The sequence below is a fragment of the Pseudomonas sp. HLS-6 TE3448 genome (assembly GCF_053629555.1).
Window position 1 is genome coordinate 1177674 of record NZ_JBRJIO010000001.1, and the last position, 18510, is coordinate 1196183.

The following is an 18510-nucleotide window of genomic DNA, read 5'->3' on the forward strand; positions in this document are numbered from 1 at the left end:
GATGGGCCTGGGCAAAAGACGCCACCCTCCGGAACACGGTATCGAGACGGTGTCGACACTTCAGAAGATTGGGTGAATGGAGAAATGGGTTTGCTTTGTCAGTGAAGTGACCTGTCGCAATTCCCGAAAAGTGTTGCGCAGTCAACGGCGACATCCGTGCCTCCAATTGAAACGTTCATCCTGTTTTAAACCCGTCGGGAGAACTCCAGCCTTTTCGACGGTTTCGCCTCTACTCCATGGCTGGATTGCCCATGCCACACGAGCGTAAAGTCAAAACGATATCAACGACGGTTATATATCTAGCAGATATCCAACCCAATGCAAATACCTCAAGGCCCCAACAGAAAGGGTATCGAGAGGTACGCGCCAAGTATGTTGGCTCACCGTCTTTTAATGACTCAAATGTTAGATTTTGATTCGAATAGGCAAAATGGCTGGCTGATCTTGCGTCCTAGGAAATACCCTACGCAGTCTGTCTATGCGTGATGACTTGTCCCCGGAAACCAGGCCCTCTAGGCTGGCTTCGTCGCTGAATGTACAGCGATCGGGTGTGGTAACCCGGGTACAACGTCATCAGTCTTCGGCCATTTATGGCGGCTGTGCGCGGGAGGCCTCACGGCCTGCCGGATGTTCCTGTGCCCCGGTTTACCACCCCGCGTACAGCTGCCACCCTCTCGTGTGGTAACGAGTGGACGCAGCTTCATCCTCACAGGAGAACTCGTCATGAAAAAGATCGTCCCCGATCCGCCCCTCGATCACACCTACGTTACCGCCCAAACGATTTTCGGCAGCTGCGCCGCTGGCCACGCCCCGCTTTTCTCCGTATGCCCCGGCATCGCTGCCCATGATGCTCTGGTACACGTTTCACTCTACCTGGGCTGCGCCTACGATACTGCCGACACGCTGTTGACCGAAACGAAGACACCCAACAGGAACCTGCTGCGCTCGACACTGCACTCGGTTGAAATGGCCAAAGGGTTGGTGGACGCGCTGCTTGATGGTATTGAAGCGCGCTAGAGCGAGACCCCGGCACACCGCGCTGCAGGCGCTTAACCAACACCCTCGCAGGCAAGCCTGCTCCCTTGAGGCCAGCGCCTACACAGTCGCTTTCAGGGGAGCAGCGCCTTGCGTCAGGTAGGCCAGCAATTCGTCGATCGGGAGCGGACGACTGATCAGGTAGCCCTGCGCCTGGTCGCAGTCGAAGCTGCGCAGCAACGCCATCTGTTCTTCAGTCTCAACCCCTTCGGCCACCACTTCCAGCTTCAGGTTGTGCGCCAGGTTGATCATGGCGTGAACCAATTGGCGGTTTTCTTCGCGCTGCTCCATGCCACCGACAAAGCTGCGGTCCACCTTGAGCAAGGTAATCGGCAGGCTGTTGAGGTGCACGAACGACGAGAACCCGGTACCAAAGTCATCCAGGGAGAAACGCACGCCAAGCCGGCCCAGCGCATCCATGGTCTGTTTGACCAGATCGCTACGGCGCATCACGGCCGTCTCGGTCAACTCAAACTCCAGCCAACGCGCATCAACCTCATGCTGGATGATCAACCGGCTCAAGGTGGCCAGCAACTGGCTGTCCTGGAACTGGCGGAAAGACAGGTTAACCGCCATATGCAGAGGGGCCACCCCATGCTCACGCAGTGCCTGCATGTCGCGCAGGGCACGGGAGATCACCCAGTACCCCAACGGCACGATCAGCCCGCTCTGTTCGGCCAGCGGCACGAACTCGCTGGGTGGCAGCAGGCCTCGCTCGGCATGCCGCCACCGTACCAACGCCTCAAGCCCGACGATCTGGCCACCCTTCAGGTCAAAACGAGGCTGGTAGTGCAACTCCAGTTCGTCACGGCGCAAGGCGCGGCGCAGTTCGGTTTCCAGGTCGGCCAGGCTGCGCGCATGGCGATTGATACGCTCGTTGAACACATGGAACGTACACCCCTGGGTGCCCTTGGCCTGTTGCATGGCGATATGGGCATGCCACATCAGTGGGTCTGCGCCGCCCTCGGCACGGGCATGCGCGACGCCCAGGCTGCAGCCTAGCAAGAGGCTTTCACCGTCGATCCAGTAAGGCTCGGCCAACGCTTCGACGATACGTTCAGCCATCCATTCGGCACGTTGCGGCTCACGGCGGGTATCAATCAGCAGGGCAAATTCATCACTGCCCAGACGCGCCACCTGATCACCCGCTTCGAGCTGGCTTTTGAGCCGACCGACCACTTGCAGGATCAGGCGATCGCCCGCCTGATGGCCCAAGGCGTCGTTGGCGTGCCGAAAGTTGTCCAGGTCAAGGTGGCCAAGGGCGACACCGCGGCCCTCGTTATCGGCCAGGCGTGCGGTGAGCAGGGTCTGGAAACCCTGACGATTGGCGATGCCGGTCAGTGGGTCCTGCTCGGCCAGGCGCTGCAAGGTGGCCTCCAGTACGCCACGCTCACGCACATGGCGCAGGCAACGCCGCAGGGTATCGGTGCTCAGCGCTTCACGCACCAACCAGTCGCTGACACCCAGCGGGGGCTGCACAGGTTCTTCTTCCAACAGCAGCAGCATGGGCAGGTCGCAACGACCTGGCGCCGGTTGCAGCGCAGGAGTGGCCAGCACCAGCGCATTGCGGTCACTGACAAACAAGCTGTCGACCGACTCCCAGTTCGGCGCATTGATCAGCACGGCACTACCGGCCAGCGGCTGCAAGCAGTGTTGCAGCGCCGCGGCCCAGCTAGGCTCATCAGCCAGCAGGAGCAAACGCAAAGGTTCGACAGGCGTAGACAAGCTGGCTCCTTAGCACGTTGACGCAGTCTAAATGACGATGAGTAGCAGGGATGCCCTATCCTAAATCATTAGTAGTAATGATTTTCACTTAAACACATGCCATTCCTTTGCCGACATCCACACACGTTGCAGCGCATCCTGCGGGAAAGTAACAAAACCAGCAAATTTAGATCGCGTGCTACGTCACACTGTCAGACGGTCGCGGCACAATCTCGTCGCGCCTGCTAAAATGCCCGGCTATTTTCAGGCGACCCCAGGTTCCCCCATGTCCCGACTCAACCCCCGGCAACAAGAAGCCGTGAGCTACGTCGGCGGCCCACTTTTGGTGCTCGCCGGTGCCGGTTCCGGCAAAACCAGCGTGATCACCCGCAAGATCGCCCACCTGATCCAGAACTGCGGCATCCGTGCCCAGTACATCGTGGCCATGACCTTTACCAACAAGGCCGCGCGCGAGATGAAGGAACGGGTCGGTACCCTGCTTCGCGGCGGCGAAGGGCGCGGCCTGACCGTCTCGACCTTCCATAACCTGGGCCTGAACATTATCCGCAAGGAGCATCAGCGGCTGGGCTACAAGCCGGGTTTCTCGATCTTCGACGAAGCTGACGTCAAGGCCTTGATGACCGACATCATGCAGAAGGAGTACTCCGGGGACGACGGCGTCGACGAGATCAAGAACATGATCGGCGCCTGGAAGAACGACCTGGTGCTGCCTCCAGAAGCCCTGGAAAAAGCGCGCAACCCCAAGGAGCAGACCGCCGCCATCGTCTATGCGCATTACCAGCGTACGCTCAAGGCGTTCAACGCGGTGGACTTCGACGACCTCATCCTGCTGCCGGTGAAGCTGTTCCAGGAACACGCCGACATCCTGGAGAAATGGCAGAACCGCGTGCGCTACCTGCTGGTGGACGAATATCAGGACACCAACGCCAGCCAGTACCTGCTGGTGAAGATGCTGATCGGCACGCGCAACCAGTTCACCGTGGTCGGCGACGATGACCAGTCGATCTACGCCTGGCGCGGCGCGCGCCCGGAAAACCTGATGCTGCTCAAGGACGACTACCCCTCGCTGAAGGTGGTCATGCTCGAACAGAACTACCGTTCCACCAGCCGCATCCTGCGCTGCGCCAACGTGCTGATCTCGAACAACCCGCATGCCTTCGAGAAACAACTGTGGAGCGAGATGGGCCACGGCGACGAGATCCGTGTGATCCGCTGCCGTAACGAGGAAGCCGAAGCCGAGCGGGTGGCCATGGAAATCCTCAGCCTGCACCTGCGTACCGACCGCCCCTACAGTGACTTCGCGATCCTGTACCGGGGTAACTACCAGGCCAAGCTCATCGAGCTGAAGCTGCAGCACCACCAGATTCCGTACCGGCTTTCCGGCGGCAACAGCTTCTTTGGCCGCCAGGAGGTCAAGGACCTGATGGCCTACTTCCGTCTGCTGGTGAACCCGGACGACGACAACGCCTACCTGCGGGTGATCAACGTGCCGCGCCGGGAAATCGGCTCGACCACGCTGGAAAAGCTTGGCAACTACGCCACCGAGCGAAAGATCTCGATGTACGCCGCCAGTGAAGAGCTGGGCCTTGGCGAACACCTGGACAGCCGTTTTACTGACCGCCTGCAGCGCTTCAAACGCTGGATGGACGGCGTACGCCAGCAGGTCGCGCAGAACGATCCGATCGCGGCCCTGCGCAGCATGGTCATGGATATCGACTACGAGAACTGGATTCGCCAGAACAGTTCCAGCGACAAGGCGGCAGACTTTCGCATGGGCAACGTCTGGTTCCTGATCGAGGCCTTGAAGAACACCCTCGAGAAAGACGAAGACGGTGGCATGACCATCGAGGAAGCCATCGGCAAGCTGGTGCTGCGCGACATGCTCGAACGCCAGCAGGAAGAGGAAGAAGGCGCCGAGGGTGTGCAGATGATGACCCTGCATGCGTCCAAAGGGCTGGAGTTCCCCTACGTGTTCATCATGGGCATGGAGGAAGAAATTCTGCCGCACCGCTCCAGCATCGAAGCCGACACCATCGAAGAAGAACGCCGCCTGGCCTATGTCGGTATCACCCGGGCTCGCCAGACCCTCGCGTTCACCTTTGCGGCCAAGCGCAAGCAGTACGGCGAAATCATCGACTGCGCACCAAGCCGTTTCCTCGACGAGCTGCCTGACGACGACCTCGTCTGGGAAGGCCTCGACGATGCCCCGACCGAGGTCAAGGCGGCACGTGGCAATAACGCATTGGCGGATATCCGCGCCATGCTCAAACGTTAGATAATCCACCTTTGCCCTGGCACGCTGCCGGGGCCTTTTTGTTACATCGAGGAATTTACCGCCGTGGAAGCACTGCACCAGAAGATTCGCGAAGAAGGCATTGTGCTTTCCGATCAGGTCCTGAAAGTCGATGCGTTTCTCAACCATCAGATCGACCCTGCGCTGATGCAACTGATCGGTGACGAGTTCGCCCGTCTGTTCGCCGACTCGGGCGTCACCAAGATCGTCACCATCGAAGCCTCCGGCATTGCCCCGGCGGTAATGACCGGCCTGAAGCTCGGCGTTCCGGTGATCTTCGCCCGCAAGCACCAGTCACTGACCCTGACTGAAAACCTGCTGACGGCCTCGGTGTACTCCTTCACCAAGCAGACCGAAAACACCGTGGCAATCAGCCCGCGTCACCTGAACAGCAGCGACCGCGTGCTGGTGATCGACGACTTCCTGGCCAACGGCAAAGCCTCCCAGGCCCTGATCTCGATCGTCAAGCAGGCCGGTGCCAGCGTGGCCGGCCTGGGTATCGTCATCGAGAAGTCGTTCCAGGGCGGCCGTGCCGAACTGGACAGCCAAGGCTACCGCGTCGAGTCGCTGGCACGGGTCAAATCGCTGGAAGGCGGCGTCGTTACCTTCCTGTAAGCCCGCCTGCAGGGAATACAGCATCCCGCAGAAACGACAAAGCCCGCACGCGGCGGGCTTTGTCGGGGGAAGCGTATGGCTTAAAGGCCAGACATCTTCTTGATGGCGCCTTTCAGGTCGTCATCCGAGCAATCGGCACAGGTGCCTTTTGGTGGCATCGCGTTGATACCGGTGATGGCCTTGGCCAGGATACCGTCCAAGCCACCCTGCTGGCTCGCACGCTCTTTCCAGGCAGCAGTGTCACCGATTTTCGGCGCGCCGAGCAGGCCGCTGCCATGACAGGCATTGCAGTGCTTGGCGATGATCTCGTCAGGCGTCTTGGAACCGCCGCCGCCAGCAGAGGCAGCCACTTCCATACCTTTACATTCCTGGCCTTGAACGCAGACCTGACCAACAGGCTCCAGTCGCTTGGCAATGTCGTCATTGGTCGCAGCTTGAGCGCTGACTGCCCAAAGGGCCAATACGGCAACTGGTACGGCCAGCATTTTCTTGATTAGATTCACACGTACACCCTCATGGTGGCTAGTCACGCCCGCGGCCACGGTTTCGCAGGCGGTCGCAAGTATAACGAGAACCCTGCCGCACTGAAACAACCCTAAAGACCTAAGGGGATTAGACGCGACAATAAGCCGCGCCTGGCCTATCAGAAGTTGGCAGGGGTCGCCGCACTGATCAGCCGCGCCGGTTCATCGAATGGATTGCGGAAACGGTGCGGCTTGGTGCTTTCAAAATAGTAGCTGTCGCCGGCTTCAAGGATGAAGGTTTCCAGCCCCACGACCAGCTCGAGGCGACCTTCCAGCAAGATGCCGGTTTCTTCACCATCGTGCGTGAGCATCTCTTCGCCGGTATCTGCACCAGGCGGATAGACCTCATTGAGGAAGGCAATGGCCCGGCTCGGGTGCGATTTGCCGACCAGCTTCATGGTCACTGCACCATCGGAAATGTCGATGAGCTCGTTGGCCTTGTACACGATCTGAGTGGGGTTTTCCGGCTGCAGTTCTTCAGAGAAGAACTCGACCATGGACATGGGGATACCCCCCAGCACCTTGCGCAGCGAGCTGATTGAGGGGCTCACGCTGTTTTTCTCGATCATCGAGATCGTGCTGTTGGTGACACCCGCGCGTTTGGCGAGTTCACGCTGAGACAGGCCCTTGAGCTTGCGTATGGCCTGCAGTCGTTCACCGACGTCCAAGGCTTAAGCCCTCCTAAACGAACAAATGGGGTCGAAATTGAACGTTATCATCGCACAGCGTTCAGTATTTACAACACTTCGACCCACTGCCAGTCCGTCCAGTTGCCTCAATCGCCAGAATAGACCAGCGGTACGCGGCGCAGGTTGCAGAAGATCTGGTAGGGAATGGTCCCGGCCTGAATCGCCACGTCGCTGGCCAGTACGTTCTTGCCCCACAGCTCGACCGGGCTGCCGAGGCCGGCTTCAGGTACATCGGTCAGATCAATGCAAAGCATGTCCATTGACACACGACCAATCAGTTGGCTGCGCTTGCCTGCCACCATCACCGGGGTACCGGTCGGGGCAAGACGCGGGTAGCCGTCGGCATACCCCATAGCAACCACACCGACACGGGTTGGCCGCTGGCTGATGAACCGGGCGCCATAGCCCACCGGCTCACCGGCCGGCAGTTCACGTACGCTGATGACTTTCGATTCCAGTGTCATCACCGGCTGCAGGCGCTGAGCCTGGGCTTGCTGCACCTCGAACGGCGTCGAACCATAGAGCATGATGCCTGGGCGCACCCAGTCGCTGGGGATCTGTGGCCAGCCGAGCACCGCCGGCGAGTTGCGCAGGCTGATCTCGGCGTTCAGACCTTGGCGAGCCGCCTGGAACACCGCGACCTGGTCGTTGCTGGCGCTGCAGTCGAGTTCGTCGGCACGGGCGAAGTGGCTCATCAGGACAATGCGCGCCACCTTGCCGGTTGCCTGCAGACGCTGATAGGCCGACTGATAATCCTTTGGGTGCAAACCGACGCGGTGCATACCCGAGTCGAGCTTGAGCCAGACGGTAATCGGCTTGCTCAGGTTGGCCTTTTCGATGGCTTCCAGTTGCCACAGCGCATGCACCACGCACCAGAGGTCGTGCTGGACGATCAGCTCCAGTTCGCTGGCCTCGAAGAAACCTTCAAGCAGCAGGACAGGGCCATGAATACCGGCCGCACGCAGCGCTAGCGCCTCTTCGATACAAGCCACGGCAAAACCATCGGCGTCAGCCTGCAGCGCCTGAGCACAGCGTACCGCACCATGGCCGTAGGCATCGGCCTTGATCACCGCCAGGGCCTTGGCCCCGGAGAGTTCGCGGGCGAGTTGATAGTTGTGACGCAGCGCTTGAAGATCGATCAGGGCATGGGCAGGACGCATGACGGCAGCCTTCTGGCAGTCTGGTTAGAAGTAAAAAACCCGGTGCTCGCACGTAGCGCAATGCCACAACGGCACCGGGTGAGGGATGGGTTACGGCAGTGCGGCGACTACCGATAGCTCGACGAGAATTTCTGGCTCGCACAGCTTGGCTTCGACCGTGGCACGGGCCGGTGCAACACCTTTTGGCAGCCACGTGTCCCATACCTGATTCATGCCCTGGAAGTGAGCATCGATGTCTTTCAGGTAGATGGTCACCGACAGCAGACGCGTTTTGTCGGTGCCCGCCAGGTCCAGCAGACGCTCGATGTTGGCCAAGGCCTCGCGGGTTTGTTGCTCGATACCCGCGTTCATGTCGTCACCCACCTGGCCCGCCAGGTAGACGGTGCCGTTGTGGGTAACGATCTGGCTCATGCGCTCATTGGTGAGCAGGCGCTGGACTGCCATGCTTTGCAATCTCCTGGTTGTTGCCGTAGCGAGAAATATCGAGGCCTTCAGCACTGATTTGCGGCTTTTTGCGGGCCATCAGGTCTGCAAGCAGGCGACCGGAACCGCACGCCATGGTCCAACCGAGGGTGCCGTGGCCCGTGTTGAGGAACAGGTTACGGAACGGGGTCGCACCGACGATCGGCGTACCGTCCGGGGTGGTCGGACGCAAGCCGGTCCAGAAACTGGCCTGGCTCAGATCACCGCCGCGAGGATAAAGATCGTTGACGATCATCTCCAGTGTTTCACGCCGACGCGGGTTGAGCGACAGGTCAAAACCGGCGATTTCAGCCATACCACCAACGCGGATACGGTTGTCGAAACGAGTAATCGCGACTTTGTAGGTTTCGTCGAGAATGGTCGACGTCGGAGCCATGGCCGGGTCGGTGATCGGTACGGTCAACGAATAGCCTTTGAGCGGGTAGACCGGGGCCTTGATGCCCAGCGGCTTGAGCAATTGCGGCGAGTAGCTGCCCAGCGCCAGTACGTAGCGGTCGGCGGTTTCCAGCTTGCCGTCGATCCACACGCCGTTCACACGGTCACCGGCATAGTCCAGACGCTCGATGTTCTGCCCGAAACGGAACTCGACACCCAGGTTGACGGCCATTTCCGCCAGGCGGGTGGTGAACAGTTGGCAGTCACCGGTCTGGTCATTAGGCAGACGCAGCGCGCCCGCGAGAATATTGGTGACGCCAGCCAGGGCCGGCTCAACGCGGGCGATACCCTCACGGTCGAGCAGCTCGTACGGCACGCCGGACTGCTCAAGCACAGCGATGTCCTTGGCGGCGTTGTCCAGTTGTGCCTGGGTACGGAACAGTTGGGTGGTGCCCAGGGTGCGGCCTTCATAGGCAATGCCCGTTTCGGCGCGCAGCTCGTCGAGGCAGTCGCGGCTGTACTCGGACAGGCGGACCATGCGCTCCTTGTTCACGGCATAGCGGCTGGCCGTGCAGTTGCGCAGCATCTGGGCCATCCACAGGTACTGGTCAATGTCTGCCGTGGCCTTGATCGCCAGCGGCGCATGGCGCTCCAGCAGCCATTTGATAGCCTTGAGAGGAACACCCGGTGCAGCCCACGGCGAGGCGTAACCTGGCGAGACCTGCCCGGCGTTGGCAAAACTGGTTTCCATGGCCACCGCTGGCTGACGATCGACCACGACCACTTCGAAACCTTGCCGGGCCAGATAGTAGGCACTGGCGGTTCCGATTACACCGCTACCAAGTACCAGAACTCGCATGTTTGTATCCCTCGACGCGGCGCACCGCAGACATTTGTTGTTAATGGCGTAGATGGGCGCAGTATAGGAAGGTATGGGCAGTGCTTTTCACTATATAAAAGCCTATATTTGGCGAGAATTCTCGGCAGAGTCAGCTTTTACGGAGGGGCATCCCCTATGAGAACCCAGCATCAAAGTAAACGTGAACTGGACAAGATCGACCGCAATATCCTGCGCATCCTGCAAACGGACGGGCGCATTTCCTTCACCGAGCTGGGCGAAAAGGTCGGCCTGTCGACTACGCCGTGCACCGAGCGGGTTCGACGCCTGGAACGTGAAGGGATCATCATGGGCTACAACGCCCGGCTGAACCCGCAACACCTGAAGGGCAGCCTGCTGGTGTTCGTTGAAATCAGCCTGGACTACAAGTCTGGCGATACCTTCGAGGAATTCCGACGTGCGGTGCTCAAACTGCCCCACGTATTGGAGTGCCACCTGGTCTCCGGTGATTTCGACTACCTGGTGAAAGCGCGGATTTCGGAGATGGCCTCCTACCGCAAGCTGCTGGGCGACATCCTGCTGAAACTGCCGCATGTGCGTGAGTCGAAGAGCTACATCGTCATGGAAGAAGTGAAGGAAAGCCTGAACCTGCCGATTCCGGACTGAGGCTCAGACCAACACCTGACGGGTGGTGGCGATGTAGTGGTGGATCAGTTGCTCGGCCCCGGGATCAATCGGTTCCTCGGGGCCGCGGCCACGCGGGCACGGCAAGCGTGGCGTGGTACCGAACAAGCGGCAGATCAACGGCCGCTCTTCATACACCGTGCAACCGTTCGGCCCCAGGTGTACGCAGTTGAGTTCGGCCAGCGCAGCGTCCTGCTCTGCTTCAGTCTTGCGCGGAAGCCGGGCCATTTCTTCCGTCGACGTAGTGACCGGCCCGCAGCAGTCATGGCAACCCGGCACGCACTCAAACGACGGGATCTGCTCACGCAGGAAGCGGATCTTGTGGCTGTTGCAACTCATGGCGGCCTGCGCAATATCGGTGTGAACGTCGATTTTGCCTGACGGTTGCCTCTGCGCGAAAGCGCGGCTTATGCTCCGTCAAGTTTTCCAAACATAACAATCAGGATAACGCACATGAACGTCCGCGTTCAGCAGCCCGCTTCCAGCGCCCTGCATACCGCCTCCTACTACGCTGCCAGCAGTGCCGCACAGCCGGACTATCCAGCGCTGCAGGGCGAGATGAGCTGCGATGTCTGCGTGGTCGGCGGTGGCTTTTCAGGCCTCAACACCGCCATTGAACTGGCTGAACGTGGCATGCGTGTTGTCCTGCTGGAAGCGCACAAGATCGGCTGGGGCGCCAGTGGGCGTAATGGCGGGCAATTGATTCGCGGTGTCGGCCACGGCCTGGACCAGTTCGCCCCGATAATTGGCAGCGACGGCGTACGCCAGCTCAAGCTGATGGGCCTGGAGGCTGTGGATATCGTCCGCCAGCGCATCGAGCAGCATGCCATCGACTGCGACCTGACCTGGGGCTACTGCGACCTGGCCAACAAACCCAGCGACCTGGAGGGTTTCGCCGCCGATGCCGAGGAACTGCGCGCGCTCGGTTACCGCCATGAACTGCGCCTGCTGCAACCTGAAGAGATGCATCGCGTGGTCGGCTCCGACCGCTATGTCGGCGGCCTGATCGACAGGGGCTCGGGCCACTTGCACCCACTGAACCTGGCGCTGGGCGAAGCCCGCGTTGCCGAAAGCCTGGGCGTGCGCCTGTTCGAGCAATCGACCGTAACGCGCATCGACTACGGTAGCCAGGTTCGCGTGCATACCGGACTAGGCTCGGTCCGCGCCAGCACCCTGGTGCTGGGCTGCAATGCCTACCTCAATGGCCTGAACGCCGAACTGAGCGGCAAGGTGCTGCCGGCCGGCAGCTACATCATCGCCACCGAGCCGTTGAGCGAGGCCATGGCCCGGCAGTTGCTGCCGCAAAACATGGCGGTCTGCGACCAGCGTGTTGCGCTGGACTACTACCGCTTGTCTGCCGATCGCCGCCTGCTGTTCGGGGGTGCCTGTCACTACTCCGGGCGCGATCCCAAGGACATCGCCGCCTACATGCGGCCCAAGATGCTCAAGGTCTTCCCGCAACTGGCCAACGTGCGCATCGACTACCAGTGGGGCGGCATGATCGGCATCGGTGCCAACCGCCTACCGCAGATCGGGCGCCTGCACGATCAACCCAACGTGTACTACGCGCAGGCCTATTCCGGCCATGGCCTCAACGCCACACACCTGGCCGGCAAGCTCCTTGCCGAAGCCATCAGCGGCCAGCACAGCGGCCGCTTCGACCTGTTTGCCCAGGTGCCACACATCACCTTCCCCGGCGGTAAACACCTGCGCTCGCCACTGCTGGCCCTGGGCATGCTCTGGCACCGCTTCAAAGAGCTGATCTAAGGACGCCAGAAGGGTTTCAACCCCTCATGCAGGGCCTGCTCGCGGGTCAGGCCAACGTCGCGCAACTGCTCAGCGTCCAGCGTCAGCAGTTCGCGGCGGGAGTGCCAGCGGTGCACCATCAGCGCCCATCGACCCATGCCACACGCCACACCAGACACGTCAGGGGTTTGTTGCGCCTGCAACTCACCGCTGTAGATCTTCAGCCGCACATCGCTTAATCCGTTCATCACGCCTGCCTCCTGAGTAGTTCCGAGCGTGGAGCCATGATGCGCGTCAGGTAACAAGCATTACAGATTCAAAGTTCACCTATTACGCCCATACAGAATTGGCAAAACGGCTACTGAATGCTGTATTTTTGCCTAATCTGTATGGAACCATCGCGAACAATCGCCAAGGAAAGAGCCATGACGCTTTACGTCAACCTCGCCGAGCTGCTCGGCGCACGTATCGAACAAGGGTTCTACCGGCCAGGCGATCGTCTGCCCTCTGTACGGGCCTTGAGTGTCGAGCACGGTGTCAGCCTCAGTACGGTCCAGCAGGCGTACCGGGTGCTGGAAGACCATGGCCTGGCGGCACCGCGGCCCAAGTCGGGCTATTTCGTGCCCAGCACCCGATCCCTCCCCGCCCTGCCCGCGATCAGCCGACCCGCACAACGCCCGGTGGATATCTCCCAGTGGGATCAGGTCGTCGAACTGATGCGCAGCGTGCCGCGCAAGGACGTGGTGCAACTGGGCCGGGGCATGCCCGATGTCGACAGCCCGACCCTCAAGCCCTTGCTGCGCAGCCTCGCCCAACTCAGCCGACGCCAGGACATGCCCGGCCTGTATTACGACACCATCTACGGCACCCAGCCCCTGCGCGAGCAGATCGCCCGGTTGATGCTCGACTCCGGCTGCCACCTCAGTGCGGCCGACCTGGTGGTCACTACGGGTTGCCATGAGGCGTTGTCTGCCAGCATTCGCGCGGTCTGCGAGCCGGGCGACATTGTCGCGGTCGACTCACCCAGCTTTCACGGCGCCATGCAGACCCTCAAGGGCCTGGGCATGAAAGCCCTGGAAATCCCCACCGACCCGCTCACCGGGATCAGCCTCGAAGCACTGGAACTGGCGCTGGAGCAATGGCCGATCAAGCTGATTCAGCTCACGCCAAGCTGCAACAACCCGCTGGGCTACAGCATGCCCGAAGCCCGCAAGCGGGCCTTGTTGACCCTGGCGCAACGCTTCGACGTGGCGATTCTCGAAGACGACGTGTATGGCGACCTGGCCTATACCTACCCGCGCCCACGCACCATCAAGTCCTTCGACGACGACGGCCGCGTGCTGCTGTGCAGTTCGTTCTCGAAAACCCTCGCCCCAGGCCTGCGGATCGGCTGGGTGGCGCCCGGGCGTTATCTGGAGCGGGTGCTGCACATGAAGTACATCAGCACCGGCTGCACCGCCACACAACCGCAATTGGCGATTGCCGACTTCATCGAGGGTGGCCACTATCAGCCACACCTGCGCCGGATGCGCAGCCAGTACCAGCGCAGCCGTGACCTGATGATCGACTGGGTGACACGCTACTTCCCGGCAGGTACCCGGGCCAGCCGACCACAGGGCGGCTTCATGCTCTGGGTCGAATTACCGGAAAGTTTCGATACGCTGCGGCTGAATCGGGCTTTACTGGAGCAGGGCGTACAAATTGCCGTGGGCTGTATTTTTTCGGCCTCAGGCAAGTACCGAAACTGCCTGCGCATGAATTTCGCGGCCCGCCCCAGCGCCGAGATCGAAGCGGCGGTACGCAAAGTGGGTGAAACCGCCATTCGTCTACTGGCCGAGGATATAGGCTGAGGGTAACGTTGCGCCGCCCTTGCGGGCCCTGTTCATCTCCCTGAGCGGTTAAGGAATCGCCCTTTGAACCACCCTCGGCTCGTGCCTCTGTTGCTATGGCTGGTGTTTGCCCTGGCAGGCTGCGCCAGTGTCGACAGCCCCCGTGAAGTCAGTCAGGCACTGCCGGCCAGCGACTCGGCGTTCGGGCGCTCGGTCCAGCGCCAGGCCCAAGCCTACGGTGGCCGCTCCGGCTTCCGCCTGCTGCCCAATAGCAGCGAAGCATTCCGTGCCCGTGCCGAGCTGATTCGCAATGCCCAGAGCAGTATCGACCTGCAGTACTACATCGTCCGCGACGGCCTGAGTACCCGCGCACTGGTCAGCGAGCTGCTGCAAGCCGCCGACCGTGGTGTACGGGTGCGCATCCTACTCGATGACACGACCAGCGATAGCCTGGACAACCTGATCGACACCCTCACGGCCCACCCCAACATCCAGTTGCGCGTCTTCAACCCGCTGCACCTGGGCCGCAGCACCGGTGTGACACGAACCCTGGGACGGCTGTTCAACCTGTCGCGGCAACACCGGCGCATGCACAACAAGCTATGGCTGGTGGACAACAGCATGGCCATCGTCGGCGGGCGTAACCTGGGTGATGAGTACTTCGACGCCGAACCCAACCTGAACTTCACTGATATCGACCTGCTTGGGGTCGGCCCGGTGGCAGAGCAGTTGGGGCATAGTTTTGACCAATACTGGAACAGTGCCCTGAGTCGGCCGATCAACGACTTTTTCCTGCGCCAACCAGATGCCGACGACCTGCGCCGCACCCGCCAGCGCCTGGACAGCGCCTTGCAAGCGGCCAGCACCCAGCGCAAGGCCCTCTACGACCGGTTGATGGCCTATCGCACACAGCCGCGCCTGGACATCTGGCGCAACGAGTTGATTTGGGCCCATAGCCAGGCACTGTGGGATGCGCCCAACAAGGTACTGGCCGCAGAAGAACCCGACCCACAGTTGCTGATGACCCCGCAACTGGCGCCCGACCTGAATGCCGTGGCCCACGAACTGATCCTGATCTCGGCCTACTTCGTACCGCGCGACACCGGCCTGCTGTACCTGACCAGCCGGGCCGACGCAGGTGTCTCGGTCAATTTGCTGACCAACTCGCTGGAGGCGACCGATGTGCCGGCGGTTCATGGCGGCTACGCCCCCTACCGCAAGGCCTTGCTTGAACATGGCGTGCACCTGTTTGAGCTGCGCCGCCAGCCTGGCGCGCCTCATCGCCATCCGCTGTACCGCCTGCACGGCAGTTCAGACTCAAGCCTGCACAGCAAAGCCATTGTCATTGACCGCAAGAAGACCTTTATCGGCTCGTTCAACTTCGATCCACGCTCAGTGTTGTGGAACACCGAAGTCGGCGTGCTGGTCGACAGCCCCGAGCTGGCGGAGTACACCCGCGACCTGGCAGCTCAAGGCATGGCCCCCGCCCGGAGCTATCAGCCCAAGCTGGAAAACGGTCGCGTGGTCTGGGTCACGCAGGACAACAACCAGCTGCACACCCTGACAACCGAGCCAGGCGGCCTATGGCGTCGTTTCAATGCCTGGATCAGCAAGGCCGTCGGCCTGGAGCGCATGCTTTAAGAAGCCAGCTTCACCTCAAAGGCATTCGGTCGCCGGGCCAGCAACACCAGGCCAAACGCGCCAACGGCCATCAGCAAGGGCAAGGCATGCCCACTGATCCACTGGCTGCCAGCGCCAGCCAGCAAAGGCCCGATCAGGCAACCAATACCCCATAGTTGAGCCACGTGGGCGTTGGCGCGCACCAGCGCATCGTCACGGTAACGCTCACCAATCAGGATCAGCGACAAGGTGAACAAGCCACCGGCGCTGGCGCCGAACAGCACCCACAGCGGCCAGATCAACGAGGTGTGCAGCAGCAGCGGAATCATCAGGCTGGAAATCAACAGCACCAGTGCGCACCCCGAGAACAATGTGCGCCGCGACATGCGGTCGGCCAGTGCGCCTATCGGCAATTGCAGCAGCGCATCGCCAATCACGACGGTACTGACCATAAACAGCGCCATTTCAGTGCCAAAGCCCTGCTGCAGGCAGTACACCGGCAACAGGGTCAAAATCATCGCCTCGAACGCGGCAAACAGGGAAATGGCCCAGGCAATGACCGGAAGGTTGCGACAGAACCAGACCAGATCACCCAAGGTCACCGAACAGGCTTCGGTTGTCGGCGCACCACTGCGCCCGATCAACAACAGGGGGGCCAGCAATAACAGGCCTGCACCCGCCCAAAAACCGAAGTCACCCTCCGGCCCCAAAAATCCCAGCACCAACGGCCCGGCCAACTGGCTCAGTGCATAGCTACTGCCGTACAGCGCGACCAGGCGCCCACGCCACGCCTCGACCACCAACTGGTTGATCCAGCTTTCGCCAAGGATGAAGACGATGGTCAGCACCATGCCAATCAACAGGCGCAGCACCAGCCACACCGGGTAACTGGGCAACAATGCCAACAACCCGATCGATAGCGCGCCGCCCCACAGGCACAGACGCATCAACCCAGGGGTGCCGAAATACGCCGCCAGGCGGCTGGCCAGGCTGGCCCCGAACAGCACACCGATTGCCGGCATTGCCGCCATCACACCAATGGCAAAGCCACCGTAGCCCCAACTCTCCAGCCGCAACGACACCAGTGGCATGCTCACGCCTAGCGCCAAGCCAACACTGAGCACTGCCGCCAGTACCGCAAAGTAGGTACCCCAGCGCATTACAGCCCCCTTTTTGTTGTTTTAAACAGGCACAAACAACACAGCCGGGCTTGCTGCGATGCAAGGCCCGGCCGTGTCACTGAACACGCGCGGCACCCGGCCGCGCAAGGCTTACAGCTTGATCCAGGTCGCCTTGAGTTCGGTGTACTTGTCCAGCGCATGCAGCGACTTGTCACGGCCGTTACCCGACTGCTTGAAGCCACCGAACGGCGCAGTCATGTCGCCGCCATCGTACTGGTTGACCCAGACGCTACCGGCACGCAGCGCCTTGGCAGTCTTGTGTGCCTTGGAGATATCTGCCGTCCATACGCCCGCCGCCAACCCGTAGGGGGTGTCGTTGGCAATGTTGATGGCCTCTTCAACGCTGTCGAAGGTGATCACCGACAGCACCGGGCCAAAGATCTCTTCCTGCGCGATCTTCATGGCATTGCTGACGCCGTCGAAAATCGTCGGCTCGACATAAGTGCCGCCGGTTTCTTCGAGGATACGCTTGCCACCGACCAGCAGTTTGGCGCCGTCGCTATGACCGGCTTCGATGTACGACAACACGTTGTTCATTTGCTGGGTGTCGACCAGCGCGCCGACCGTGGTCGCCGGGTCAAGCGGGTTGCCCGGCTTCCAGGCCTTCAGTGCCTCAAGCACCAGCGGCAGGAAACGATCCTTGATGGAACGCTCAACCAGCAGACGGGAACCTGCCGTGCAAACTTCGCCCTGGTTGAAGGCAATCGCACTGGCTGCGGCTTGTGCGGCCGCGTTCAGGTCCGGGGCATCCGCGAAGACGATGTTCGGGCTCTTGCCACCGGCTTCCAGCCAGACGCGCTTCATGTTCGATTCGCCGGCATAGATCATCAGTTGCTTGGCGATCTTGGTCGAACCGGTGAACACCAGGGTGTCCACGTCCATGTGCAGGGCCAGGGCCTTGCCGACGGTGTGGCCATAGCCTGGCAGCACGTTCAGCACGCCCGCAGGGATACCGGCTTCGATAGCCAGTTGAGCGATGCGAATGGCGGTCAGTGGCGACTTTTCCGAAGGCTTGAGGATCACCGAGTTACCGGTGGCCAGCGCTGGGCCGAGCTTCCAGCACGACATCAGCAGCGGGAAGTTCCACGGTACGATGGCCGCGACCACGCCCACCGGCTCACGGGTGACCAGACCAAGCTGATCATCCGGCGTAGCGGCCACTTCGTCGTAAACCTTGTCGATGGCCTCACCGTTCCAGCTCAGTGCATTGGCCGCGCCTGGCACGTCGATGCTCAGCGAGTCGCTGATCGGCTTGCCCATGTCCAGGGTTTCCAACAGGGCCAGCTCTTCGACGTTCTGCTTGAGCAGGCCGGCAAAGCGGATCAGGGTTGCCTTGCGCTTGGCCGGGGCCATGCGCGACCAGACACCGGAATTGAAGGTGGCACGGGCATTTTCGACGGCGCGCTGGGCATCGGCTTCATCACAGCTGGCGATGTGCGCCAGAAGGCGTCCGTCGACCGGGCTGATGCACTCGAACGTCGCATTCGATGCGGCGGCGGTGTATTCACCATTGATGAAAGCACGGCCTTCGATCTTCAGTTGCTGGGCACGCTGTTCCCAGTCCGCACGAGTCAGGGTGGTCATACGAAACTCCTCCTCTTATTGAAGTGCAGCACCGCACGAGGGCTCACGGGTGCTGTCAGAAATTTTGCCGGAGCGATACGACGCTCGACGGCATCAGACACCCTAAACCAGCAGCACCCAAATTATCAA

Annotated in this window: 17 protein-coding genes; 7 read left to right on the plus strand and 10 right to left on the minus strand. The window is 61.0% G+C overall.

The window, feature by feature from the left end; translation table 11 throughout:
* Positions 1–723: 723 nt before the first annotated feature.
* Positions 724–1017 carry a DUF3077 domain-containing protein gene (locus AB7M23_RS05520; protein WP_454240382.1) on the plus strand — a complete coding sequence of 98 codons (294 nt, stop codon included), beginning with the start codon at positions 724–726 and terminating at the stop codon, positions 1015–1017.
* A 78-nt stretch (positions 1018–1095) separates the two neighbouring features.
* On the opposite strand, the gene AB7M23_RS05525 is transcribed toward AB7M23_RS05520, so the two are convergent.
* Positions 1096–2760, minus strand: coding sequence for a putative bifunctional diguanylate cyclase/phosphodiesterase (locus AB7M23_RS05525; RefSeq protein WP_454240383.1), 1665 nt, complete (start codon positions 2758–2760; stop codon positions 1096–1098).
* Between the two features lie 265 nt (positions 2761–3025).
* On the opposite strand from AB7M23_RS05525, the gene rep reads away from it, so the two are divergent.
* Positions 3026–5035, plus strand: coding sequence for a DNA helicase Rep (rep, locus tag AB7M23_RS05530; RefSeq protein WP_065759761.1), 2010 nt, complete (start codon positions 3026–3028; stop codon positions 5033–5035).
* 63 nt (positions 5036–5098) lie between these two features.
* Positions 5099–5668: a xanthine phosphoribosyltransferase gene (gene xpt, locus AB7M23_RS05535; RefSeq protein ID WP_065759762.1), complete on the plus strand. Its 570-nt coding sequence runs from the start codon at positions 5099–5101 to the stop codon at positions 5666–5668.
* A gap of 80 nt (positions 5669–5748) precedes the next feature.
* Here the strand turns inward: xpt and AB7M23_RS05540 are convergent, their stop codons facing one another.
* The 5 genes from AB7M23_RS05540 to dadA form a co-directional block, all read right to left on the minus strand.
* The gene (locus AB7M23_RS05540) at positions 5749–6171 is read right to left on the minus strand and encodes a c-type cytochrome (protein WP_454240384.1); all 423 of its coding nucleotides are present in this window, start codon (positions 6169–6171) and stop codon (positions 5749–5751) included.
* Positions 6172–6311: 140 nt separating this feature from the next.
* Positions 6312–6860: a cupin domain-containing protein gene (locus AB7M23_RS05545; RefSeq protein WP_065759764.1), complete on the minus strand. Its 549-nt coding sequence runs from the start codon at positions 6858–6860 to the stop codon at positions 6312–6314.
* A gap of 107 nt (positions 6861–6967) precedes the next feature.
* Positions 6968–8041, minus strand: a complete 1074-nt coding sequence (gene alr / locus AB7M23_RS05550) for an alanine racemase (protein WP_454240385.1) — start codon at positions 8039–8041, stop codon at positions 6968–6970.
* Between the two features lie 90 nt (positions 8042–8131).
* Positions 8132–8485: a RidA family protein gene (locus AB7M23_RS05555; RefSeq protein ID WP_065759766.1), complete on the minus strand. Its 354-nt coding sequence runs from the start codon at positions 8483–8485 to the stop codon at positions 8132–8134.
* Complete coding sequence (gene dadA, locus AB7M23_RS05560) at positions 8457–9758, minus strand: D-amino acid dehydrogenase (RefSeq protein WP_065759767.1); 1302 nt, start codon at positions 9756–9758, stop codon at positions 8457–8459. The genes AB7M23_RS05555 and dadA overlap by 29 nt, the downstream gene beginning before the upstream one ends.
* A gap of 156 nt (positions 9759–9914) precedes the next feature.
* Here dadA and dadR point away from each other — a divergent pair, with 156 nt between their 5' ends.
* Positions 9915–10403, plus strand: coding sequence for a transcriptional regulator DadR (dadR, locus tag AB7M23_RS05565; protein ID WP_042121505.1), 489 nt, complete (start codon positions 9915–9917; stop codon positions 10401–10403).
* A gap of 3 nt (positions 10404–10406) precedes the next feature.
* Here dadR and AB7M23_RS05570 read toward each other — a convergent pair whose 3' ends face one another.
* The gene (locus AB7M23_RS05570) at positions 10407–10760 is read right to left on the minus strand and encodes a YkgJ family cysteine cluster protein (protein WP_065759768.1); all 354 of its coding nucleotides are present in this window, start codon (positions 10758–10760) and stop codon (positions 10407–10409) included.
* A gap of 114 nt (positions 10761–10874) precedes the next feature.
* Here AB7M23_RS05570 and AB7M23_RS05575 point away from each other — a divergent pair, with 114 nt between their 5' ends.
* Positions 10875–12188: an NAD(P)/FAD-dependent oxidoreductase gene (locus AB7M23_RS05575; protein ID WP_099776330.1), complete on the plus strand. Its 1314-nt coding sequence runs from the start codon at positions 10875–10877 to the stop codon at positions 12186–12188.
* Here AB7M23_RS05575 and AB7M23_RS05580 read toward each other — a convergent pair.
* Positions 12185–12415, minus strand: coding sequence for a DUF1127 domain-containing protein (locus tag AB7M23_RS05580; RefSeq protein ID WP_065759770.1), 231 nt, complete (start codon positions 12413–12415; stop codon positions 12185–12187). The two genes, AB7M23_RS05575 and AB7M23_RS05580, sit on opposite strands and share 4 nt — an antisense overlap.
* 177 nt (positions 12416–12592) lie before the next feature.
* Between AB7M23_RS05580 and AB7M23_RS05585 the strand changes: the two genes are divergently transcribed.
* Together AB7M23_RS05585 and AB7M23_RS05590 are read left to right on the plus strand one after the other, a co-directional pair.
* Positions 12593–14017: an aminotransferase-like domain-containing protein gene (locus AB7M23_RS05585; protein ID WP_065759771.1), complete on the plus strand. Its 1425-nt coding sequence runs from the start codon at positions 12593–12595 to the stop codon at positions 14015–14017.
* A gap of 63 nt (positions 14018–14080) precedes the next feature.
* Positions 14081–15637, plus strand: a complete 1557-nt coding sequence (locus tag AB7M23_RS05590; protein WP_454240386.1) for a phospholipase D family protein — start codon at positions 14081–14083, stop codon at positions 15635–15637.
* Here AB7M23_RS05590 and AB7M23_RS05595 read toward each other — a convergent pair.
* Entirely contained in the window at positions 15634–16776 is a 1143-nt protein-coding gene (locus AB7M23_RS05595) for an MFS transporter (protein WP_065759773.1), read from the minus strand. The genes AB7M23_RS05590 and AB7M23_RS05595 overlap by 4 nt on opposite strands.
* Positions 16777–16887: 111 nt before the next feature.
* Complete coding sequence (locus AB7M23_RS05600; protein ID WP_454240387.1) at positions 16888–18381, minus strand: aldehyde dehydrogenase; 1494 nt, start codon at positions 18379–18381, stop codon at positions 16888–16890.
* Positions 18382–18510 lie beyond the last annotated feature (129 nt).